At 70.6% G+C, this 20,072-nt stretch carries 21 protein-coding genes; 9 read left to right on the top strand and 12 right to left on the bottom strand.

Annotation, left to right across the window (positions count from 1 at the left end):
• Positions 1-25 precede the first annotated feature (25 nt).
• From AB0M93_RS26685 to AB0M93_RS26675, 3 genes are all read right to left on the bottom strand, one after another.
• On the bottom strand, positions 26-817 hold the full coding sequence (locus AB0M93_RS26685) for a SigB/SigF/SigG family RNA polymerase sigma factor (protein WP_364277394.1): 792 nt from the start codon (positions 815-817) through the stop codon (positions 26-28).
• Positions 814-1,263 carry an anti-sigma factor gene (locus AB0M93_RS26680; RefSeq protein WP_364277392.1) on the bottom strand — a complete coding sequence of 150 codons (450 nt, stop codon included), beginning with the start codon at positions 1,261-1,263 and terminating at the stop codon, positions 814-816. Before AB0M93_RS26680 ends, AB0M93_RS26685 begins: the two co-directional genes overlap by 4 nt.
• 62 nt (positions 1,264-1,325) lie before the next feature.
• The gene (locus tag AB0M93_RS26675) at positions 1,326-1,655 is read right to left on the bottom strand and encodes a plasmid stabilization protein (RefSeq protein ID WP_364247158.1); all 330 of its coding nucleotides are present in this window, start codon (positions 1,653-1,655) and stop codon (positions 1,326-1,328) included.
• Between the two features lie 119 nt (positions 1,656-1,774).
• Between AB0M93_RS26675 and AB0M93_RS26670 the strand changes: the two genes are divergently transcribed.
• Entirely contained in the window at positions 1,775-2,737 is a 963-nt protein-coding gene (locus tag AB0M93_RS26670; protein ID WP_364277389.1) for an LLM class F420-dependent oxidoreductase, read from the top strand.
• A 17-nt stretch (positions 2,738-2,754) separates the two neighbouring features.
• Here AB0M93_RS26670 and AB0M93_RS26665 read toward each other — a convergent pair whose 3' ends face one another.
• Positions 2,755-3,120 (bottom strand): STAS domain-containing protein, encoded by a 366-nt coding sequence (locus AB0M93_RS26665; RefSeq protein ID WP_364277387.1) that lies wholly within the window; start codon positions 3,118-3,120, stop codon positions 2,755-2,757.
• 296 nt (positions 3,121-3,416) lie between these two features.
• Here AB0M93_RS26665 and AB0M93_RS26660 point away from each other — a divergent pair, with 296 nt between their 5' ends.
• Positions 3,417-4,148: a GAF and ANTAR domain-containing protein gene (locus AB0M93_RS26660; RefSeq protein ID WP_364277384.1), complete on the top strand. Its 732-nt coding sequence runs from the start codon at positions 3,417-3,419 to the stop codon at positions 4,146-4,148.
• A 7-nt stretch (positions 4,149-4,155) separates the two neighbouring features.
• On the opposite strand, the gene AB0M93_RS26655 is transcribed toward AB0M93_RS26660, so the two are convergent.
• Entirely contained in the window at positions 4,156-4,368 is a 213-nt protein-coding gene (locus AB0M93_RS26655) for a hypothetical protein (RefSeq protein WP_364277381.1), read from the bottom strand.
• 187 nt (positions 4,369-4,555) lie between these two features.
• Between AB0M93_RS26655 and AB0M93_RS26650 the strand changes: the two genes are divergently transcribed.
• From AB0M93_RS26650 to ligD (AB0M93_RS26635), 4 genes are read left to right on the top strand one after another with little or no spacing between them, the layout of a single operon-like run.
• Positions 4,556-4,753, top strand: coding sequence for a hypothetical protein (locus tag AB0M93_RS26650; protein WP_364277378.1), 198 nt, complete (start codon positions 4,556-4,558; stop codon positions 4,751-4,753).
• Positions 4,754-4,773: 20 nt separating this feature from the next.
• Positions 4,774-5,718: a Ku protein gene (locus tag AB0M93_RS26645; RefSeq protein WP_364277375.1), complete on the top strand. Its 945-nt coding sequence runs from the start codon at positions 4,774-4,776 to the stop codon at positions 5,716-5,718.
• Positions 5,715-6,659, top strand: a complete 945-nt coding sequence (ligD, locus tag AB0M93_RS26640) for a non-homologous end-joining DNA ligase (RefSeq protein WP_364277373.1) — start codon at positions 5,715-5,717, stop codon at positions 6,657-6,659. The genes AB0M93_RS26645 and ligD (AB0M93_RS26640) overlap by 4 nt, the downstream gene beginning before the upstream one ends.
• Positions 6,656-7,519 (top strand): non-homologous end-joining DNA ligase, encoded by an 864-nt coding sequence (gene ligD, locus AB0M93_RS26635; RefSeq protein WP_364277370.1) that lies wholly within the window; start codon positions 6,656-6,658, stop codon positions 7,517-7,519. Before ligD (AB0M93_RS26640) ends, ligD (AB0M93_RS26635) begins: the two co-directional genes overlap by 4 nt.
• Here ligD (AB0M93_RS26635) and AB0M93_RS26630 read toward each other — a convergent pair.
• Entirely contained in the window at positions 7,512-8,144 is a 633-nt protein-coding gene (locus tag AB0M93_RS26630; protein WP_364277367.1) for a UdgX family uracil-DNA binding protein, read from the bottom strand. The two genes, ligD (AB0M93_RS26635) and AB0M93_RS26630, sit on opposite strands and share 8 nt — an antisense overlap.
• Positions 8,145-8,231: 87 nt before the next feature.
• Between AB0M93_RS26630 and AB0M93_RS26625 the strand changes: the two genes are divergently transcribed.
• On the top strand, positions 8,232-8,648 hold the full coding sequence (locus tag AB0M93_RS26625) for a CBS domain-containing protein (protein ID WP_308671821.1): 417 nt from the start codon (positions 8,232-8,234) through the stop codon (positions 8,646-8,648).
• A 60-nt stretch (positions 8,649-8,708) separates the two neighbouring features.
• Here the strand turns inward: AB0M93_RS26625 and AB0M93_RS26620 are convergent, their stop codons facing one another.
• The 6 genes from AB0M93_RS26620 to AB0M93_RS26595 form a co-directional block, all read right to left on the bottom strand.
• Complete coding sequence (locus tag AB0M93_RS26620) at positions 8,709-9,011, bottom strand: DUF3040 domain-containing protein (protein WP_364277364.1); 303 nt, start codon at positions 9,009-9,011, stop codon at positions 8,709-8,711.
• A gap of 65 nt (positions 9,012-9,076) precedes the next feature.
• Positions 9,077-10,843: an IlvD/Edd family dehydratase gene (locus tag AB0M93_RS26615; RefSeq protein WP_364277361.1), complete on the bottom strand. Its 1,767-nt coding sequence runs from the start codon at positions 10,841-10,843 to the stop codon at positions 9,077-9,079.
• A 93-nt stretch (positions 10,844-10,936) separates the two neighbouring features.
• Complete coding sequence (locus AB0M93_RS26610) at positions 10,937-12,358, bottom strand: GH1 family beta-glucosidase (protein WP_364277358.1); 1,422 nt, start codon at positions 12,356-12,358, stop codon at positions 10,937-10,939.
• A 2-nt stretch (positions 12,359-12,360) separates the two neighbouring features.
• Positions 12,361-13,218 (bottom strand): carbohydrate ABC transporter permease, encoded by an 858-nt coding sequence (locus AB0M93_RS26605; protein ID WP_364277356.1) that lies wholly within the window; start codon positions 13,216-13,218, stop codon positions 12,361-12,363.
• The gene (locus tag AB0M93_RS26600) at positions 13,215-14,204 is read right to left on the bottom strand and encodes a sugar ABC transporter permease (protein ID WP_364277353.1); all 990 of its coding nucleotides are present in this window, start codon (positions 14,202-14,204) and stop codon (positions 13,215-13,217) included. Before AB0M93_RS26600 ends, AB0M93_RS26605 begins: the two co-directional genes overlap by 4 nt.
• A 4-nt stretch (positions 14,205-14,208) precedes the next feature.
• Positions 14,209-15,513: an extracellular solute-binding protein gene (locus AB0M93_RS26595; RefSeq protein ID WP_364277350.1), complete on the bottom strand. Its 1,305-nt coding sequence runs from the start codon at positions 15,511-15,513 to the stop codon at positions 14,209-14,211.
• Between the two features lie 250 nt (positions 15,514-15,763).
• On the opposite strand from AB0M93_RS26595, the gene AB0M93_RS26590 reads away from it, so the two are divergent.
• Positions 15,764-16,759 carry a LacI family DNA-binding transcriptional regulator gene (locus AB0M93_RS26590; protein ID WP_364278017.1) on the top strand — a complete coding sequence of 332 codons (996 nt, stop codon included), beginning with the start codon at positions 15,764-15,766 and terminating at the stop codon, positions 16,757-16,759.
• A 393-nt stretch (positions 16,760-17,152) separates the two neighbouring features.
• Positions 17,153-20,071 carry a glycoside hydrolase family 48 protein gene (locus AB0M93_RS26585; RefSeq protein WP_364277347.1) on the top strand — a complete coding sequence of 973 codons (2,919 nt, stop codon included), beginning with the start codon at positions 17,153-17,155 and terminating at the stop codon, positions 20,069-20,071.
• Position 20,072: the final 1 nt, after the last annotated feature.

The following is a 20,072-nucleotide window of genomic DNA, read 5'->3' as shown; positions in this document are numbered from 1 at the left end:
GGGAGGCGGCCCGCCGGGCCGCCTCCTAGCCTTCGCCGGTGAGCTTCCCGCGCAGCTGCTCCAGGGTCTGGGACAGCAGCCGGGAGACGTGCATCTGGGAAATGCCGACCCGGTCGGCGATCTGGGTCTGGGTCAGCCCGCCGAAGAACCGCATCACCAGGATCGCGCGCTCGCGCTTGGGCAGTTCCTGCAGGAGGGGCTGGAGGGCCTCGTGGTTCTCGACCATGGCCATCTCGTGGTCCGGTTCCCCCATGGTGTCGGCCAGCGACAGCGCCTCGGCGTCGTCGTGCACCGGCTTGTCGACCGACAGCGCCTGGTAGGCGTTGCCCGCGAGGAGCCCTTCGCGGACCTCGTCGACGTCCAGGCTCAGGTGCTCGGCCAGCTCGGTCGGCGTCGGGGCGCGGCCGAGGCGCTGGGAGAGCACCGCCGAGCCCTGGCTCAGCGACAGGTGCAGCTCCTTGAGCCGCCGCGGCACCCGGACGGACCAGCCGGTGTCCCGGAAGTGCCGGCGGACCTCGCCCATGATCGTCGGCACGGCGAAGGACAGGAAGTCGTGCCCGCGGGCCGGGTCGAACCGGTCGACGGCGTTGATCAGGCCGATCCGCGCCACCTGGACCAGGTCCTCGCGCGGCTCGCCGCGGCCGGAGAACCGGGTCGCGATGTGCTCGGCCAGCGGCAGCAGCTCCGTCACTAGCTTGCTCCGCACGACCTCGCGCCGCGGATCGTCGGGACCGAGCTCGCCCAGCTCTTCGAACAGCGGTTCGCAGTGGGCGTATTCGTCCGGGCGGTGGAGGAGGGTTTTCCGCTCGCTGCTCACGCGCTCGTTCCCGGGTTCAGCACCAGCTCGATCGTGACGATGCCCGCGCCACCACCCGGAAGGACGTCGCAGTGCGCGGTCACCGATCGGCTCAGGGTGGTCAGGACGTGCCAGCCGAACGTGCGGTCGCTCGGCGGCCGCGGGTCGCTCGAGCGGGTGGAGACGATGACGTGCAGGCCGTCCGGCGCGAGGCGGAAGCGGCACTGCAGCTGGGACCCGAGTTCGGCCAGCTGGACGAGCTGCGCGCACGCCTCGTCGACCGCCATCTTGGCGTCGGCGATCGCGTCGAGCCCGAAGTCCGCGCGCGAGACCACGCCGTGCGTGAGCATCCGGACCAGGGGGATCTGCTCCGCCATCGCGGGGAGCCGCAGCTCGACGAGTTCGTCGAGCAGCTCCTCGACGGACGGCTTGCCGCCGAACGAGCTGTCGCTTCGAGTTTCTTCCATGCGGGAGGTACTACCCATCTGGGGGAATGCGGACACTTCGTGTTCGGGTGTTTCGGGTTTGGTCACCGGCCGAGCGCCCGTTCGAGTTCCTTCTTGGTCATCGTCGAGCGGCCGTCGATGTTGCGCTTCTTCGCTTCGTTGTACAGCTGGGCCTTCGTCGGGCCGCCGGGACCCTTCCGGTTGCCGGACCGTTCACCGCCGCGCTGCTGCGGCGACTTGTCCTTCAGCGACGTCTTGCTGGCCTGCCGGGACTCGCCCGACTGCGCGCGGTTCTTGTTGACCGTCCGGGCCGCGATCTCCTTGGCCCGTTTCGTGCTCGCACCACGGTCCTCGGCCGAGTCCTTGATGTGCTCGTACTGGCGCTCGCGCTTGCCGCTCCACGACTGAGGCATGCCCGCTCCCTTCGTCTCGCGGGATGAGTACCCGCCTGATCACCCGGTAAACGTGGTGCCCGGGCGGTTACCCACGGCAGCGCACGGGTACGCGAAGGGCCGACGGAGAGGAGGGGCCGATGCGGATCGGCTACACCCTGATGACCGAGCAGGCGGGCCCGAACGACCTGGTCCGGTACGCCGCCGGAGCGGAACAGGCCGGCTTCGACTTCGAGGTGATGAGCGACCACTATTCGCCGTGGCTGGACGAACAGGGCCACGCGCCGTACGCCTGGAGCGTGCTCGGCGCGGTCACGCAGGTGACCGAACGCGCCGAGCTGATGACCTACGTGACCTGCCCGACCATGCGCTACCACCCGGCCGTGGTGGCGCAGAAGGCGGCGACCGTCCAGGCGCTCTCGGGCGGCCGGTTCACCCTGGGCCTCGGCGCGGGGGAGAACCTCAACGAGCACGTCGTCGGCCGCGGCTGGCCGCCGGCCAACGTCCGGCACGACATGCTGGCCGAGGCCGTCCAGATCATCGGCGGCCTGTTCGACGGCGGCTACTTCGACTACGAGGGCAAGCACTTCCGGGTGGACTCGGCCAAGCTGTGGGACCTGCCGGAGCGGCGGGTGCCGATCGGGATCGCGGTGTCCGGATCGCAGTCGGTCCAGCGGTTCGCCCCGGTCGCCGACGTGATGATCGCCGTCGAGCCGAAGAAGGAACTGTCGCAGGAGTGGGACGCGACCCGGCCCGGCCCGGCGACCCGCAAGGTCGGGCAGCTGCCGGTGTCGTGGGGCACCGACCGGGACGCCGCGATCAAGCGCGCGCACGAGCAGTTCCGCTGGTTCGCCGGCGGCTGGAAGGTCAACGCCGAGCTGCCGGGACCGGCCGGCTTCGCCGGGGCGACCCAGTTCGTCCGCGAGGACGACGTCGCCGGCTCCATCCCGTGCGGCCCGGACGCCGAGCCGATCGCCGAGGCGGTGCGCGAGTTCGCCGAGGCGGGCTTCACCGACGTCGCGCTGGTCCAGATCGGCGGCGACCAGCAGGAGGGCTTCCTCGACTTCGCGGAAAAGGAGCTGCTCCCGGCCCTGCGCGGCTAGGGCGGTGCAGCCGGCGGTCAAGCCGGCGCGGGGGCGGGCCGGCGTTCGGCCACCGCGAGCCGCCGGTCCGCCCCGGTCACCCGCAGCGCCCGGCGCACGACCGGGTTCGGCCCGGTCACGACGAGCAGCTCGGTGCCACCCTGCGCCGCCTGCAGCGCCGCGTGCAGCAGGACCCGGACGCCGGCCACGCCCAGGAAGTCCACTTCGGACAGATCGACGGCCAGCCGGTCCGGCGTCGCCCACAGGCGGTCGGAGAGCAGCGCGGCCAGGTCGCCGGCCGTCACGCTGTCGAGGTCGCCGCGCGCGGTGACCAGCACCGCATGCGGGGCCGGCCACGCCGTGCGCAGCCGCAGGCCCGGGTGCCGGGCTCGGGGGAGGTTCATGGCGGTTCGCCACCGTCCTGGTGCGGCGCGGGGCCCGCGGCGCCGCGCTCGGGGAGATCGAGGCGGCTGCTGGTTGAACCGTGCACCGAGCCTAGCTGCGCGTGCACGGCCCGCAACCGTCGTTGCTCCGAACGGGCGCGTGGCACGCCACGGCGGTGACCGCTCGTGCCCGGACCCGGCGGGATGCAGTAATCTCGCGCTGGACCCGTTAAAGCGCTAGCGGCCCACTAGTGGCGCGCGCCCGGGTCCTCCCTGGTCTAGAGCGCCCTGAGTAAAGAAGAAGGGGCGTCACCAGGATGACGGGCGGCGATGAGCGGCTCACCGCGCGGCTGGACGAAGTCACGCTGGCGATGGAGTCGCTGACCGCGATGCTGGACAGCGAGCTCGATCTCGGCCAGATGCTGCAGGCGGTGTGCGACCACGCCGTGCAGGTGGTGCCGGGGGCCGACATGGCGAGCATCACCCTGGTGCGCGACGGGGTGCCGGAGACGGTGGCCAGCACCGACCAGCGGGCGGTGAACTTCGACCGCGAGCAGTACCGGATCGGCGACGGGCCGTGCCTGCGCGCGGCGGAGACCGGCCAGCCGGTCCGGGTCGGCGTCGGCGCGGTGGGGGACCTGTGGCCGCAGTTCGTGTCGGCGGCCGAACAGCTCGGCGTGGCCAGCTTCCTCGCCGCGCCGCTGACGGTGGACGAGGACATGTCCGGCGCGGTGAACCTGTTCGGCTTCGGCGAGCACGGGTTCAGCGAGCTCGGCACCAAGATCCTGGAGCTCTACACCGCGACCGTGGTGATCGGCCTGCGCAGCGCCCGCCGGTACTTCGCGGCCCGCGAGCTGGTCGACCAGCTCAACCGGGCGCTGGAGACGCGGGCGGTGATCGACCAGGCCAAGGGCATCCTGATGGCCGCGCACCGGATCACGGCGGAGGAAGCGTTCCAGCGGCTGGTGAAGCGCTCCCAGGACGGCAACCGGAAGCTGCACGAGGTGGCGGCGGAGTTCGTCACGGCGGTGGCGACGACGAAGACGTGAGCGGCCGCTACCCGGCGGCCACCTCGTCCGGCGGCGCCTCCGGCTCGGCCGCGGCCGGTTCCGGGCGGTGCCTGCCTCGCTGGCACGTCGTGCAGACCAGGGTGCGGCCGAGCACGGTCCCGTCGTCGGCGACGACCTTGGCCACGTGCATCGTCGGGAAGCCGCACACTTCGCAGGGCAGTGACCCGTCCTCGCGGCTGATGCGGAGCTGGGTGCCCATCCGGCCTCCTGTGTGACGTGGGTCTCACCACCTTGCCTGCGCCCAGGCTCGAGCCCCGGTGAATTCACTCGTTCGGCCTAGTGAGCGCGGACTGCGGTGACTCGATCGGTGACACCTGTGTCGCCTGCGGTGATCCGGGGTAACCCGCCCGCGAACGGTTCATCGGGGATTGCCGGAGGGAGCGAACATGCGAGACAAGCGCAACGATCTGCGGCCGGTGGCGGACCTCCTGCTCGACGGCGGGAATTCGCCGGACCAGGCCCGCGTGCGGCGCCAGGCGGCACGGGCCGTGGCGGCCCGGGCCAAGGATCCCGAGGACTGCGCGCGGCTGCTGGAGATGCTGGGGCTGCACCGCAGCGGCACCCGCGCCAGCGACGTCGCCTGACGCGGGCGAGGAGGACGGACATGGCCCGGCCCGTGTGGAGCGGCGCGCTCAGCCTCGGACTGGTCACCGTGCCGGTGGAGCTGTACCCGGCGGTGGCCGACCACACCATCCACTTCCACCAGTTCGAACGCGGGACGTCGGACCGGATCCGCAACCGCCGGGTCAACGAGCGGACCGGCGAGGAGGTCACCCAGGACGAGATCGTCAAGGGCTACGACCTCGGCGGCGGTGACCACGTGCTCGTCGAACCGGACGAGCTGGACGAGATCGCGCCCGAGCGGTCCCGCCGGATCGACATCGAGCAGTTCGTCGAACTCGACGAGATCGACCCGTGGTTCTTCGACAAGACCTACTGGCTCAAGCCGGCGAAGGAGGACTTCGCCAAGGCGTACGGCCTGCTGCTGCAGGCGATGGACCGCAGCGAGAAGGCCGGCGTCGCGAAGTTCGTCCTGCGCGGCAAGGAGTACCTGGCCGCGGTCCGTGCCGGCGAAGGCGTGATGGTGCTCAACACGCTGCACTTCGTCGCCGACCTGCGCAAGCCCAAGGACGTCATGGGCAAGCTGCCGGAGCTGCCGAAGCCGCGGCCGAAGGAGCTCGACATGGCGCTCTCGCTGGTCGACGAGATGACCGCGCCGTGGAAGCCCGAGGACTACCGCGACGAATACTCGAAGCGCGTCGAAGAGCTGATCAAGGCGAAGGAAGCGGGCAAGGAGATCGCCCACGAGGAGGAGCCCGAACCCTCCGCCGACGTCGTCGACCTGTTCGAGGCGCTCTCGCGCAGCGTGAAGAACCGCAAGGGCGGCGGCAAGAAGCCGGAGAAGGAACCGAAGAAGAAGGCCGCGAAGAAGCCGGAGCTGACCGAGCTGTCCAAAGCGGACCTCGACAAGCTGGCCCGCGAGCAGGGCGTGAAGGGCCGGTCGAAGATGACCCGCGCGCAGCTCGAGAAGGCCCTGAAGGCGTCGTGAGCGGGCCCGGCTGGCGTGAGCCGACGCTGGCCACGCTCACCGGCCGCCGGTTCTCCGACGAGGACTGGATCTTCGAACGGAAGCTGGACGGCGTCCGCGCTATCTGCGTGCGCGACGACGGGCCGCCGACGCTGTTTTCGCGCAACCACAAGGTGATGGACAACGCCTACCCGGAGCTCGTCGACGCCCTCGCCGCCCAGGGCGGCCCGCGGTTCGTCGCCGACGGCGAGATCGTCGCGTTCGACGGCGCGAACACCAGCTTCGCCGCGTTGCAGCCCCGGATCCACGTCAGCGACCCGGATCGCGCCCGGGCGACCGGCGTGCGCGTCTACTACTACCTGTTCGACCTGTTGTACTTCGACGACCAGGACACGACCGGGCTGCCCCTGCGGCAGCGCAAGGCGCTGCTGCGGGACGCCTTCGACTTCGCGGACCCGCTCCGGCTGTCGGCGCACCGCAACACCGAGGGCGAGAAGTTCTTCGCCGAAGCCTGCCGGCGCGGCTGGGAGGGCGTCATCGCCAAGCGGGCCGACGCGCCGTATCACCACGGGCGGTCACCCGACTGGCTGAAGTTCAAGTGCGCCCAGGGCCAGGAGCTGGTCATCGGCGGCTTCACCGACCCGCAGGGCGCCCGCCACGGCTTCGGCGCGCTCCTGCTGGGCTACCACGAAGACGGCGCGCTGAAGTACGCGGGCAAGGTCGGCACCGGCTTCGACGAGCGGCTGCTGACGTCCCTGCACGCGCAGCTGCGGGCGCGGGAGACGACGCGATCGCCGTTCGCCGGCCCGGTCAAGGAACCGGGCGCCCACTGGGTGCGCCCAGAGCTGGTGGCGCAGATCGGCTTTTCCGAGTGGACGCGGGACGGGCGGCTGCGGCACCCGCGGTTCGCGGGGCTGCGCGAGGACAAGAAGGCCGCGGACGTCGTACGGGAGCGCGCGTGAAGACTTCCCACCCGGACAAGGTGTTCTACCCCGGCGATCACCTCACCAAGGGCGACGTCGTCGAGTACTACCGCACGGTCGCCGGCGTCATGCTGCCGCACCTGCGCGGCCGCCCGCTGACGCTGCGGCGCTTCCCCGACGGCATCGGGAAGCCGGGCTGGTTCCAGAAGCACCCGGGGGAGCACTTCCCGGACTCGATCCGCGTCGAGCGGGTGCCTCGCCGCGGTGGCGGCACCGACGAATACGTCGTGTGCGAGGACGCCGAGACGCTCGAATACCTGGCGAACCAGGGAAGCGTGGAGTTCCACGTCTGGCTGTCCACAGTGGACGCTCCGGAGCGGCCGGACCGGCTGGTGCTCGACCTCGACCCGCCGGACGGCACGCCGGTCGCCGAGCTGCGCGCGGCCGCCCGGCGCATCCGCGACCACTACGAGCGGGTGGGCCTGAACGCGTTCGTCCAGGCCACCGGCGGGCGCGGGTTCCACGTGCTCGCGCCGCTGGACGCGAAGTCGGACACGGAAACCGTGCTGGCGCTGTCGCGCGCCCTCGCCGACGTCGTCGCCGGCGAGGACCCCGATCGGCTGACCACCGCCCAGCGCAAGGACAACCGCGGCGACCGGATCTTCCTGGACGCCAACCGCAACGGGTACGCGCAGACGTTCGTGGCCCCGTACTCGCTGCGCGCCCGTCCGGGCGCGGCGGCCGCGACCCCGCTGGACTGGCGCGAGCTGGGCGGCGCCGACCCGGACGGATGGTCACTGGCGAAGGAAAAGCGCCGGCTGGCGCGCAAGGAAGACCCCTGGCGGAACCTCGGCGAGCACGCCGCTTCGGCGGAAGCGGCGTTGAAGCGGCTCACTTGAGCAGCTTGCCCGCGGCCTTCAGGTCGGCGACGAAACCCGCGTAGGCCTCGTCGCGGTCGGGGGCCCGCAGCACCGCCGAGGGGTGGACCGTGGCCATCGCCGACGGCACCAGCTCGACCAGGTCCGCCGGCGGTTCCAGGGGCTCGCCCCGGTGCTCGGTGAGCCGGAACTTCGGGCCCAGCAACGACTGCGCGGCCGTCGCGCCCAGCAGCAGCACCAGGTCCGGGCGCACCGCGCGCAGCTCGGCCAGCAGCCACGGGCGGCACGCGACCACCTCGGTGCGGCCGGGTTTCTGGTGGATCCGGCGCTTCCCGCGTTCGTCGCGCTTGAACTTGAAGTGCTTGACCGCGTTGGTGACGTACATCGACTGCCGGTCGAACCCGGCCTCTTCGAAGGCGCGGTCCAGCAGCTTCCCGGCGGGCCCGACGAACGGCTCGCCCGCGAGGTCTTCCTTGTCGCCCGGCTGCTCGCCGACGACGAGGACCTTCGCCCCGGCCGAGCCCTCGCCGAAGACTGTCTGCGTGGCGTCCTGGAAGAGGTGGCACCCCTGGCAGCCGGACGCCGCCGACCGCAGCCGGTCGAGGTCGGTGGTGTCCGGCGGCTCGGCACCGCGGGAATCCGGCATGTCCCGCGAAATTCCCCGCCCGGCCCGCGGGTAAACGTGCCGGAGCCGGGTAGCCGGAGCACCACCGACCGGAGAAAGGAGTTCACGATGACCACCGCACGCGACATCATGACGTCGGACGCGACCTGCGCCCGCGAGTCGGACACCGTGCACGACGCCGCGGTCACCATGGCGCAGAAGAACGTCGGTGCGCTGCCGATCTGCGGCGAGGACAACCGCCTGAAGGGCATGATCACCGACCGCGACATCGTGGTGAAGGTGCTGGCCGAGGGCAAGGACCCGCGGGCCGTCCACGTCGGCGACCTGGCCCAGGGCGAGGTCGTGACGATCGGCGCGGACGACGACGCCCAGGAGATCCTGCGCACCATGTCCGAGCACCGCGTCCGCCGGCTGCCGGTGATCGACGGGCACGACCTGGTCGGCATCGTCGCCCAGGCCGACGTGGCCAGGGCGCTGTCGAACCCGAGCGCCGGCGAGCTCGTCGAGGCGCTGTCCTACGACTGAGCCGTTGCCACACACCGAGGCCGCCCGCGTGCCCGCGGGCGGCCTTTTGTGTGCGAGCGGTCAGACGGAGCCGGCCGCCGCACCGTCCTCAGAGGACTCGCGGACCGATTCGGCGCGGGCGATGTGCCAGGCCACCAGCGCGCCTGCGCTCACCGTGCCCCAGAGCACCAGTGCCGCGTCGCGGGCGAAGAGGCCGACCACGAGCATCACCACCGCCGTGACGTCGCAGAGGACCAGCAACAGGTTCCCCCGCCTGGGCGAGCGGAGGTTGCGGCCGCTGAAGGCGGCGGCGAACGCGGGATCGCTCGCTTGCAGCTCCGCCTCGATTTCCCGCAGGGCGTGGCGTTCTCGATCCGGGAGCATGGGGGGCCTCCTCGCCTCGGCTACCCGGCTGGATACCCGTTTTCCCCGCTTCCGAAGCGGCGAACTCAGTGGTTGTCGCGGGGGATTCCCTTGGTCGCCGCGATCCGCTGGTAGGCCACCGCCGGGCGCAGCACCATGCCGTCGCACAGCTGGTCGACCATCGTCCGCTGGATCTCCTGCCACGGCGTCTGCGACTCCGGCACCGGGTAGCCGCCGGCCTCGGTCAGCTCCTTGTGCCGCAGGGCCAGCTCCTCGTCCGGGAGGAGGACGTCGGCGGTGCCCGCCCGCAGGTCGATCCGGACCCGGTCGCCGGTGCGCAGCACGGCGAGCCCGCCGCCCGCCGCGGCTTCGGGGGAGGCGTTGAGGATCGACGGCGACCCGGAGGTGCCCGACTGGCGGCCGTCGCCGAGACAGGGCAGCTCGTGTACGCCCCGCTTGATCAGCTCCGCCGGCGGGCGCATGTTCACCACCTCCGCGGACCCGGGGTAGCCGAGCGGGCCGGTGCCGCGCATCACCAGCAGCGAGTGCTCGTCGACGCCGAGGTCCTCCTCGTCGATGCGGGCGTGGTAGTCCTCGGGGCCGTCGAACACGACCGCGGTGCCCTCGTAGACGCCGCCGGCCAGGTACCGCCGCCGGAACTCGGGCGAGATGACGCTCGACTTCATGATCGCCGCGTCGAAGAGGTTGCCCTTCAGCACCAGGAACCCGGCGTCGGGGGTGAGCGCGGTGTCGAACGTCCGGATGACGTCCCGGTCGCCGGCTTCGGCGTCGCGGCAGTTGTCGCCCAGCGTGCGGCCGTTCACGGTGGGGGCGTCCTCGTGGATCAGCCCGTGCCGCATCAGTTCGTGCACCACGGCCGGGACCCCGCCCGCCCGGTGGAACTCCTCGCCGAGGTACTTGCCCGCGGGCTGCAGGTCGACCAGCAGCGGGACGCCGTGGCCGAGCCGCTGCCAGTCGTCGAGGGGCAGGTCGACGCCGATGTGCCGGGCGATCGCGCCGATGTGGATGGGGGCGTTGGTCGAGCCGCCGATCGCGGAGCTCACCACGATGGCGTTCTCGAACGCCGCCCGCGTCAGGATGTCCGACGGCTTGAGGTCCTCGCGGACCATCTCGACGATCCGCAGCCCGGTCCGGTAGGCCATCCGGGCCCGGTCGCGGTGCGGCGCGGGGATGGCCGCGCAGCCGGGCAGGCTCATCCCGAGCGCTTCGGCGAGCGCGTTCATCGTGGAGGCCGTGCCCATCGTGTTGCAGTGCCCCGGCGACGGCGCGGACGACGCGACGAGCTCCATGAACCCGGCGTCGTCGATCTCGCCGGCGGCGAGCAGTTCCCGCGCCTTCCAGATGATCGTGCCCGAACCGGTGCGCTCGCCGTTGAACCAGCCGTTGAGCATCGGGCCGCCGGACAGCACGATCGCCGGGATGTCGACGGTCGCGGCGGCCATCAGGCACGCCGGGGTGGTCTTGTCGCAGCCGGTGGTGAGCACGACGCCGTCGATCGGGTAGCCGTAGAGCGTCTCGACGAGGCCGAGGTAGGCGAGGTTGCGGTCCAGGGCCGCGGTGGGGCGCTTGCCCGTCTCCTGGATGGGGTGCACCGGGAACTCGATCGCGATCCCGCCCGCCTCGCGGATGCCCTCCCGCGTCCGGTCGGCCAGCTGCAGGTGGTGGCGGTTGCACGGGGTGAGGTCCGAGCCGGTCTGCGCGATGCCGATGACCGGCTTGCCGGACTGCAGCTCCTCCCGGGTGATGCCCCAGTTCATGTACCGCTCGAGGTAGAGCGCGGTCATCCCCGGGTCGGCGGGGTTGTCGAACCAAGCTTCGCTGCGCAGTCCCATACCGGCCAGTCTGGCAACGCGGGGCCCGGAATGCACGCCCCCGGAGGGCCGTGGCGGGCACCCGCGCCGGTGCCCGCCACGAACTTCCTCCCCTCAGCCCAGGCCGTTGAGGCCGATCACCCGGGAGTACCAGTGGGCGCTCTGCTTCGGCGTCCGCCGCTGGGTCTCGTAGTCGACGTGGACCAGGCCGAACCGCTTCGCGTACCCCTCGGCCCACTCGAAGTTGTCCAGCAGCGACCAGTAGAAGTACCCGCGCAGGTCGACGCCGGCCTGGATGGCGTCGTGCGCCGCCCGCAGGTGGGAGTCCAGGAACGCGACGCGGTCGGTGTCGACGATGTCACCGCCGTCGCCGATGACGTCGGGGTAGGCCGCGCCGTTCTCCGTGATGTACAGCGGCACCGGCCGGTAACCGCGGTGCACCTGCAGCAGCGACTCGGTCAGCCCGGCCGGCTGGACCTCCCAGCCGGAGTCGGTGCGCGGCGCCGCCGGGTCCGGGACGAAGTGCACGTCGGCGGCGCCGGGCCACTCCGGGCCCGCCGGCTCGCTGCCCGGCACCGGGCGGCCCGCGACCCGGTAGTCGCGGTAGTAGTTCACGCCGAGCCAGTCGACGTGGGCGGCGATGACGGCGGCGTCTTCGTCGCGCACGACCGAGCCCAGGCCGAACGGTTCCAGGTCGGCGACCAGGTCGTCGGGGTAGCCGCCGCGCAGTACCGGGTCGAGGAACAGCCGGTTCTGCAGGCCGTCGATCCGGCGGGCCGCGGCGACGTCGGACACGTTCGCCGGGTCGTGCGGGGCCACCGGGTACAGGTTCAGCGTGATGCCGGCCGGGGTGTCCGGGGCGTGCCGCCGGATGATGTCCATCGCCAGGCCGTGGCCCAGCAGCAGGTGGTGCGTGGCGGCGACGGCGGCGGGGTGGTCGGAGCGGCCGGGGGCGTGGATGCCGCCGGCGTAGCCGAGCATGGCCGCGCACCAGGGCTCGTTCAGCGTCGACCAGCTGGCGACCCGGTCGCCCAGCCGCTCCAGCACCGTCTCGGCGTACTCGGCGAACCGGTACGCGGTGTCCCGGTTCGTCCAGCCGCCGTCGTCCTCCAGCGCCTGCGGCAGGTCCCAGTGGTAGAGCGTCGCCCACGGCTGGACCCCGGACTCGAGCAGGCAGTCGACCAGCCGGTCGTAGAAGGCGAGCCCGGCGGCGTTGGGGGCGCCGCCGTCCGGCCGCACCCGCGGCCACGCCAGGGAGAAGCGGTAGGCGCCCAGGTTGAGCCGGCGCATCAGGCCGACGTCTTCGGAGTACCGCCGGTAGTGGTCGGCCGCCGGTTCGCCGTTGTCGCCGCCCCGGACCGCGCCCGGGCGGCGGGCGAAGACGTCCCAGACCGAGTCGGTGCGCCCGTCGGCCGTCGTGGCCCCTTCGACCTGGAAGGCCGCGGTGGCGGCACCCCAGACGAACCCGGGCGGGAACATCAACGCGGCGTTTTCCCGGACCTCGGTCGCCCGAACGCTGTCGGGTTCTACGGACATGTTCACCCTTTCACGGCACCTTGCATGATCCCGGCCACGATCTGGCGGCCGAGCAGGACGAAGACGATGAGGATGGGGATGGTGGCCAGGGTCGTGCCGGCCAGGACGAGCGAGTAGTCGACGTAGTAGCCGCTCTGCAGCTTTTCCAGGGCCACCTGGACGGTGGGGTTGCCGGCGTCCAGCACGACGAGCGGCCACAGGAAGTCGTTCCACGACATCATGAACGTGAACATCGCGAGGATCGCCGCGGCCGGGCGCACCGCGGGCAGGCAGACGTTCCAGAAGATCCGGATCATGCTGCAGCCGTCGACGCGCGCGGCCTCGATGAGCTCGTACGGCAGAGCGTCCACTGTGTACTGACGCATCCAGAACACGCCGAACGCGGTGACCAGGTTGGGCACGATCACCGCCTGGAGGTGACCGGCCCAGCCCAGTTCCGACATCGCGATGAACAGCGGGATGATGCCGAGCTGGGTCGGCACGGCCAGCGTGACGACGATGAACACGAACAGCCCGTTCCGGCCCCGGAACCGCAGCTTGGCGAAGGCGAACCCGGCCAGCGACGAGAACAGCACCGTCGTGAGCGTGACCGTCCCGGACACGATGATGCTGTTGCCCAGCGCCTTCCAGAACGGCACGCTGTCGAACACCCGCGAGGCGTTGGCGAAGAAGTTCCCGCCGGGCAGGAACGGCGGGATGCGTTCGGTGAGCATCCCGTTGTCGCGGCTGGCCACCAGGAACGACCAGTAGAACGGGAACAGCGAGCCGAGCACGAAGATCGCCAGCACGACGTAGGTCGCCTTGCGCGGCTTGCCGAGCGTGGCGACGCTCTTGCGGAGCCCGCCTTGGAGTGTCGTCATTTCTTCTTCACCGCCGGAGTGCGCGCGAGCCGGCCGGTGAGGAAGAAGTTCACCAGCGCGATGATCACGATGACCAGGAACAGCATCCAGGCGATCGCCGAGGCGTAACCGAGGTTGTAGTTCTCGAACGCCGACTGGTACAGGTAGAGCGTCACGGTCTGGAACTGGTTGGACGAGCCGCCGTTGTTCGACCCGGGGAGGGCGTCGAACAGCTTGGGCTCGGTGAAGATCTGCAGGCCGCCGATCGTCGAGGTGATCGTGACGAAGATCAGCGTCGGCTTGAGCAGGGGCAGCGTGACGTTGAAGAACCGGCGCCACGTGCCCGCGCCGTCGATCAGCGCCGCTTCGTGCAGCTCCTTCGGGATGGCCTGCATGGCCGCCAGCACGATCAGGGCGTTGTACCCGGTCCAGCGCCAGTTGACCATGATCGCGATCGCGACGTGGCTGCCGAAGCGGCTGGCCTGCCAGTCGACCGGGTCCAGCCCGATGGTCTGCAGCACGCCGTTGATCAGCCCGTACTTGGGGCCGAACAGGTTGGCGAAGATGATCCCGATGGCGACCAGGCTGGCCGCGTAGGGAAGCAGGATGCCGACGCGCCAGCCGGTTGCGCCGCGCAGCCGGGCCCCGAGCAGGGCCGCCAGCAGGACCGCCAGGATGATCTGCGGCACGCTGGAGAGCAGGAAGATGCTGACCGTGTTGGTCAGCGCGTTCCAGAACTGCCCGTCGCCGAGCAGGTCCTTGTAGTTGTCGAGCCCGATGAAGTCGGGGTCGTCGCTCCCCGCCTTCCACTTGAAGAGCGAGACGTACGCGGTGTAGAGCAGCGGGAACAGGCCGGCGATCCCGAAAACGATGAAGAACGGCGCGACGTAGAGGTACGGCGAGATCTTGACGTCCCACCGGCTCAACCGGTGACGGAAGGTGGGCCGGGGAGACACGCGCTCCCCGGCCTTACTCCCTTCTGGCGCGACCTTGTCGAGGACGGTCATCGGCTCAGCGCGTGATCTTCTTCGCGGCTTCGACCATCTGGTTCCAGGCGTCGGCTGCCGACTTGCCCTGCTCGACCGCCTGCAGGGCGGGGCTGGACGCGTTCTCCTGGATCTGGCCGTCACCGGGGCCCTTGTACTGCGGCTTCTGCACCTTCTTGGCCTGCTCGGCGAACAGCTCGCCGACCTTCGCGCCGAAGTAGTCGTCGGTCTTGCTCAGCAGCGCCGGGTCGGTGAGGGCCTTGACCTGGCTCGGGAAGGTGCCCTTGGCCTGGAACGCCTTGATCTGCTGCTCCGGGGCGGTCAGCCAGGCCGCGAGCTCGGCGGCCTCCTTCGGGTGCTTCGACTGCGTCGGCACGGTCAGGTACGAGCCGCCCCAGTTGCCGCCGCCGCCGGGGAAGGCCGCGGTGACCGCCCATTTGCCGGCGTTCTCCGGGCCGGCCTGCTCCTTGATCACGCCGAGCATCCACGCCGGGCACACCTTCGTGGCGAACGCGCCCTGCTTGAAGCCGGTGTTCCACTCGTTGCTGAACGCGGTGAGCTTGGCCGACTCGCCCTTGGCGACCGCGTCGGTGACCTTGGTCCAGGCGTCCTTGATGCCCTGGTTGGTCTCGACGGCGAGCTTGTCGTCGGTGCTGATGTAGCCCTCGGGGAGCTGGTTGACCATCGCGTTGAAGTTCTGCGCGGCCGAGTCGAACCAGGCCTTGCCGCCGGACTTCTTCACGAAGTCCGCGCCGGTGGAGAAGTAGCTGTCCCAGGTGGCGAACAGCGGCTTGACCTGCTCCGGGTCCTCCGGCAGGCCGGCGGCCTTGAACATGTCCTTGCGGTAGCACATGGCGAGCGGGCCGATGTCGGTCCCGTAGCCGATGAGCTTGCCGTCCTTGGTCTTGGCGGCGTCGTACTTCCAGCTCAGCCAGCGGTCGGGGGAGGCGTCGGCGGGGCCGATCTTGCTCAGGTCGTTGAACTTCGAGCCCTTGTCCAGGACGTCGGAGAGGTGGCCCTCTTCGACCGCGGTGACGTCGGCGAGGCCCGAACCGGCGGCCAGCTTGGTGATGAGGTCCTGGTGGTAGGGGCCGCCCGCCCCGGTCTTGCGGTGGGTGATCTTGATGTTGGGGTGCAGCCGCTCGTACTCCGGGATGAGGGCCTCGTAGCCGAACTCGGTGAAGGTCGCCAACGTCAGGTCGACGTGCTCGTTCGGAGCCGCCGCGGCCGGGGTCTGCTGGTCACCACCACCCCCGTTGCAGGCTGTGGCGCCGAGCGCCGTCATCGTGATGCCCAGTGCCAGGACCAGGCCGTTCCGGATCGTTCTCACGTGTCCAACCACCTTGTTGACGGGAATGAGCGCTCTCACTGCTGGGAGCCGATCTGGGAGCGCTCCCAGGTGTGGCAGAGTCTGCTGGGGGCGTTCACCGGTGTCAAGAGGTCGTAACCGGAGTGTTTCCTGCGAGGAGCGCTCCCGGACGTCCGCTTGCGTGAACGTTAAGCTGAGTCGGTCAGGGTGGTTGTGGGTGAGCGAGGGCGGTGCCGTGGGGCCTCGAGCAGGGGATGAAGAACGGCCGACACTGGAGGACGTCGCGGCGTTCGCCGGCGTGTCGCGGTCGACGGCGTCGCGGGCGCTGAACGACGACGCGTACGTCAGTGCGGCGGCGCGCGAGAAGGTGCTCGCCGCGGCCCGTGACCTGGGCTATTCCCCGAACCAGGCGGCCCGGTCGCTGGTCACCCGCCGCACCGGGGCGGTCGCGGTGGTGCTCTCGGAGCCGGAGTCCCGGCTGCTCGACGACCCGTACCGGGCCGCCGTCATGCGGGCCGGCTACCGGGAGCTCGCCGACGTCGGCCGCCAGATGGTGCTGATCTTCAGCGACATCCGCGAGGACCTGAGCCGGACGGTCCGCTTCCTCGAGGGCGGCCACGTCGACGGCGCGCTGGTGTTCGCCCCGCACCGCGCCGACCCGCTGCCCAAGGCCCTGCGGCTGCTGCGGATCCCGATCGTGTTCGGCGGCCAGGCGGCCGGCATCCGGCGCGGCGTGCACGTCGTCGACTTCGACAACGAGGGCGGCGCCCGGCTGGCGGTCGAGCACCTGGTCGCGGCCGGGCGGCGGCGGATCGCCACGATCGCCGGCCCGCAGGACCAGAGCGCGCCGATCGACCGCCTCGCCGGCTGGCGCAAGACCCTGCTCAACGCCGGGCTCGACCCCGCCGACCTGGCCGAAGAGGCCGACTTCACGCTGTCCGGCGGCGCGAACGCGATGTCGGCGCTGCTGGCCAGGCACCCGGACGTCGACGCGGTGTTCGTCGCCAGCGACATGATGGCGGTGGGTGCGCTGCGCACCCTCGACGCGGCGGGCCGCCGCATCCCGGACGACGTCGCGGTGGTCAGCTTCGACGACAACGCGACCCTGGCCCCGGCGATGGACCCGCCCCTGACGTCGGTCCACCAGGACCCCCGCGAGCAGGTCCACGCGATGGTCGAAATCCTCATGCAGCTGCTCGACGACCACGACCTCAAGCCGCGCCAGCACGTCCTCCCGGTTTCCCTGGCGGTCCGCGCTTCGAGCTGAACCCCGTGTCGGCCATCCGGACACGGGTGTCCGCCACCTGGGTGCGTGCCGGCTTGCGCCGTCGCGCTCAACTCCCCGTGTGCTCGGCGAGCCGGTGCTGCCCGGTCGGTGGGAGCCTCTGCGCTCAGGTGTACACGTTTGGCGCTAAATAACGTTTCACGTGACCCAGTGTCACTTCTTCGTTGAGCCGATCGGGTGATGGGGCGACGATCGGTGGGGGCTGTTCAGGAGCGTTCAGTGAGCCGGTGTTCGCCCGGCGCGCAGGTGTGACGTCCGGGCCCGCGGTGTCCTTCTGACTCGATTCTTTACATCCAGGTTTCCGGCTGGCTACCGTCTGCGTCTGGAAGCGCTCCCAGATCGCTGGCTCCCTACGGACAAAGGAGTTCCGCAGCCATGCGTTCCTCTCCCCGAAAGCGCGCCCGTGCGCTGGCACTGGCCTCGGCCGTGCTGGCGGTCACGGGCGCGGTGGTCGCCCCACCACCGGCGCTCGGCGCCGACATCGCCTGTTCCGTCACCTACACCACCAACGACTGGGACACCGGGTTCACCGCCAACGTCTCGCTGCGCAACGACGGCGCCCCGCTCGACAGCTGGAAGGTCGGCTGGACGTTCCTCGACGGTCAGAAGGTCCAGCAGGGCTGGAGCGCCACGTTCGCCCAGTCCGGCGCCGCGGTCACCGCCACGAACCTGTCCTACAACGGCCACCTCGACACCGGGGCGAGCACGTCGTTCGGGTTCAACGGTTCGAAGGGCTCGGCCAACCGGCCGCCGGCGGACTTCTCCGTCAACGGCACCTCGTGCACCGGCGCGAACAAGGCGCCGACGGTCACCCTGACCGCGCCGAGCTCGACCGGCACCTACTACGCCCCGGCGACGATCCCGCTGGCCGCGACCGCCGCCGACAGCGACGGCACGGTGAGCAAGGTCGAGTTCTACGCCGGTGACACGCTCCTGGCCACCGACACGTCGGCGCCGTTCGAAGGCAGCTGGGGCAACGTGCCGGCCGGGACGTACGCGATCACGGCGAAGGCCTACGACAACAAGGGCGCGTCGACGACGTCGAGCCCGGTGAGCGTGAAGGTCCTGTCCGGGCCGACGATCGTCGCCTCCCCGGCGACCGCGCAGGTCAAGCAGGGCGGCACGACGACGTTCGCCGTCTCCCTGGCCGGCGCGCCGACGAGTCCGGTCACCGTCGCCGTCGCGAGGACGGGCGGGAGCACGGACCTCACGGCGAGCCCGGCGAGCCTCACCTTCACCACGGCGAACTGGAACGTCCCGCAGAACGTGACGGTCACCAGCGCCGACAACGGGGGCGACCTGGGCAGCGCGACCTTCACCGCGAGCAGCAGCGGCTACACCGCGGCTACGGTGACGGTGAACGAGATCTCGTCGTCCACTTCGGACTACCAGCTCGCGTTCCTCACGCAGTACAACAAGATCAAGGACCCGAACAACGGCTACTTCCGCAAGTTCGGGAACATCCTGGTGCCCTACCACTCGATCGAGACGCTGATCGTCGAGGCGCCGGACCACGGCCACGAGACGACGTCGGAGGCGTTCAGCTACTACCTGTGGCTGGAGGCGGCCTACGGCCGGGTGACCGGTGACTGGTCGCCGTTCAACCAGGCGTGGACCTCGATCGAGACGTACGCGATCCCGTCGGCGGCGGACCAGCCGGGCAACTCCGGCTACAATGCGAGCAAGCCCGCCACCTACGCCGCGGAGTACCCGAGCCCGAAGTCCTACCCGTCGCCGCTGCAGAGCAACGTCTCGGTCGGGTCCGACCCGATCGCGGCCGAGCTGAAGGCGGCCTACGGCTCCCCGGACGTCTACGGCATGCACTGGCTGCTCGACGTGGACAACATCTACAAGTTCGGGCACTGCGAGGACGGCACGAACACCGCGCCGGCGTTCATCAACACCTTCCAGCGCGGCTCGCAGGAGTCGGTCTGGGAGACGGTCACCCAGCCCAGCTGCGACCTGCTGAAGTTCGGCGGAAAGAACGGCTACCTCGACCTGTTCACCGGCGACAGCTCCTACGCCAAGCAGTGGAAGTACACCGACGCGCCCGACGCGGACGCCCGCGCCGTGCAGGTGGCCTTCCAGGCGGAGAACTGGGCGAAGGCGCAGGGCAAGAGCGCCGACGTCGCGGCCGTGGTGAAGAAGGCGTCGAAGATGGGCGACTACCTCCGGTACTCGCTGTTCGACAAGTACTTCAAGAAGATCGGCAACTGCGTCGGTCCGTCGAGCTGCGCGGCCGGTTCCGGCAAGGACAGCGAGCACTACCTGATTTCGTGGTACTACGCCTGGGGCGGTTCGATGGACTCGTCCAGCGCCTGGGCGTGGCGCATCGGTGACGGCGCGGCGCACCAGGGTTACCAGAACCCGCTGGCCGCCTACGCGTTGTCCACCGACCCCGGCCTGAAGGTCACCTCGGCGACCGGCGCGAGCGACTGGGCGACCAGCCTCGGGCGGCAGATGGAGTTCCTGCAGTGGCTGCAGTCCTCCGAAGGCGGTCTCGCCGGCGGCGCGACCAACAGCTGGGACGGCCAGTACGGCACCCCGCCCGCGGGCACGCCGACGTTCTACGGGATGTTCTACGACCAGCAGCCGGTCTGGCACGACCCGCCGAGCAACCAGTGGTTCGGGTTCCAGACCTGGGGCATGGAGCGGATCGCCGAGTACTACCAGGCGACCGGTGACGCCCGGGCGAAGAAGATCCTCGACAAGTGGGTGCCCTGGGCGATCGCGAACACCACGGTCGGCGCCGGCGGGAGCTTCCAGATCCCGTCCGACCTGACCTGGAGCGGCGCGCCGGACACCTGGAACGCCACCAGCCCGGGTGCGAACACCGGCCTGCACGTCTCGGTGAAGAACTTCAGCCAGGACGTCGGTGTCGCGGCTTCGCTGGCCAAGACGCTGCTGTACTACGCGTCGGGGTCGAGCAACGCCCAGGCCAGGACGGTCGGGGAGCAGCTGCTCAACGCGCTGACGGCGAACGCCGACAGCAAGGGCATCGCGGTGCCGGAGACCCGGACGGACTACAACCGGTTCGACGACACCTACAACGCCACGACGGACCAGGGCCTGTACGTGCCCTCGGGCTGGACCGGCACGATGCCGAACGGCGACCCGATCAACGCGAACTCCACGTTCCTGTCGATCCGCTCGTTCTACAAGAACGACCCGCAGTGGCCGAAGGTCCAGTCCTATCTGGACGGTGGCGCCGCGCCGACGTTCATCTACCACCGGTTCTGGGCGCAGTCGGAGATCGCCACGGCGTTCGCCGCGCACGTCGCCCTGTTCGGCTGAG

The sequence above is a fragment of the Amycolatopsis sp. NPDC051102 genome, from assembly GCF_040682815.1.
In the GTDB taxonomy this organism is placed as follows: domain Bacteria; phylum Actinomycetota; class Actinomycetes; order Mycobacteriales; family Pseudonocardiaceae; genus Amycolatopsis.
The sequence above is the reverse complement of the archived record's forward strand: the minus strand, read 5'-3'. Positions and strand labels throughout refer to the sequence as shown.

Excerpts from the sequence above, each read along its gene's own strand:
- AB0M93_RS26615 (WP_364277361.1), bottom strand. The coding sequence starts at position 10,843 with ATGGGACTGCGCAGCGAAGCTTGGTTCGACAACCCCGCCGACCCGGGG.
- AB0M93_RS26620 (WP_364277364.1), bottom strand. The coding sequence starts at position 9,011 with ATGCTCCCGGATCGAGAACGCCACGCCCTGCGGGAAATCGAGGCGGAG.
- AB0M93_RS26605 (WP_364277356.1), bottom strand. The coding sequence starts at position 13,218 with ATGACGACACTCCAAGGCGGGCTCCGCAAGAGCGTCGCCACGCTCGGC.
- AB0M93_RS26680 (WP_364277392.1), bottom strand. The coding sequence starts at position 1,263 with ATGGAAGAAACTCGAAGCGACAGCTCGTTCGGCGGCAAGCCGTCCGTC.
- AB0M93_RS26630 (WP_364277367.1), bottom strand. The coding sequence starts at position 8,144 with ATGCCGGATTCCCGCGGTGCCGAGCCGCCGGACACCACCGACCTCGAC.
- AB0M93_RS26585 (WP_364277347.1), top strand. The coding sequence starts at position 17,153 with ATGCGTTCCTCTCCCCGAAAGCGCGCCCGTGCGCTGGCACTGGCCTCG.
- AB0M93_RS26675 (WP_364247158.1), bottom strand. The coding sequence starts at position 1,655 with ATGCCTCAGTCGTGGAGCGGCAAGCGCGAGCGCCAGTACGAGCACATC.
- AB0M93_RS26625 (WP_308671821.1), top strand. The coding sequence starts at position 8,232 with ATGACCACCGCACGCGACATCATGACGTCGGACGCGACCTGCGCCCGC.
- AB0M93_RS26610 (WP_364277358.1), bottom strand. The coding sequence starts at position 12,358 with ATGTCCGTAGAACCCGACAGCGTTCGGGCGACCGAGGTCCGGGAAAAC.
- AB0M93_RS26660 (WP_364277384.1), top strand. The coding sequence starts at position 3,417 with ATGACGGGCGGCGATGAGCGGCTCACCGCGCGGCTGGACGAAGTCACG.
- AB0M93_RS26655 (WP_364277381.1), bottom strand. The coding sequence starts at position 4,368 with ATGGGCACCCAGCTCCGCATCAGCCGCGAGGACGGGTCACTGCCCTGC.
- AB0M93_RS26600 (WP_364277353.1), bottom strand. The coding sequence starts at position 14,204 with ATGACCGTCCTCGACAAGGTCGCGCCAGAAGGGAGTAAGGCCGGGGAG.
- AB0M93_RS26670 (WP_364277389.1), top strand. The coding sequence starts at position 1,775 with ATGCGGATCGGCTACACCCTGATGACCGAGCAGGCGGGCCCGAACGAC.
- AB0M93_RS26645 (WP_364277375.1), top strand. The coding sequence starts at position 4,774 with ATGGCCCGGCCCGTGTGGAGCGGCGCGCTCAGCCTCGGACTGGTCACC.
- AB0M93_RS26650 (WP_364277378.1), top strand. The coding sequence starts at position 4,556 with ATGCGAGACAAGCGCAACGATCTGCGGCCGGTGGCGGACCTCCTGCTC.
- AB0M93_RS26665 (WP_364277387.1), bottom strand. The coding sequence starts at position 3,120 with ATGAACCTCCCCCGAGCCCGGCACCCGGGCCTGCGGCTGCGCACGGCG.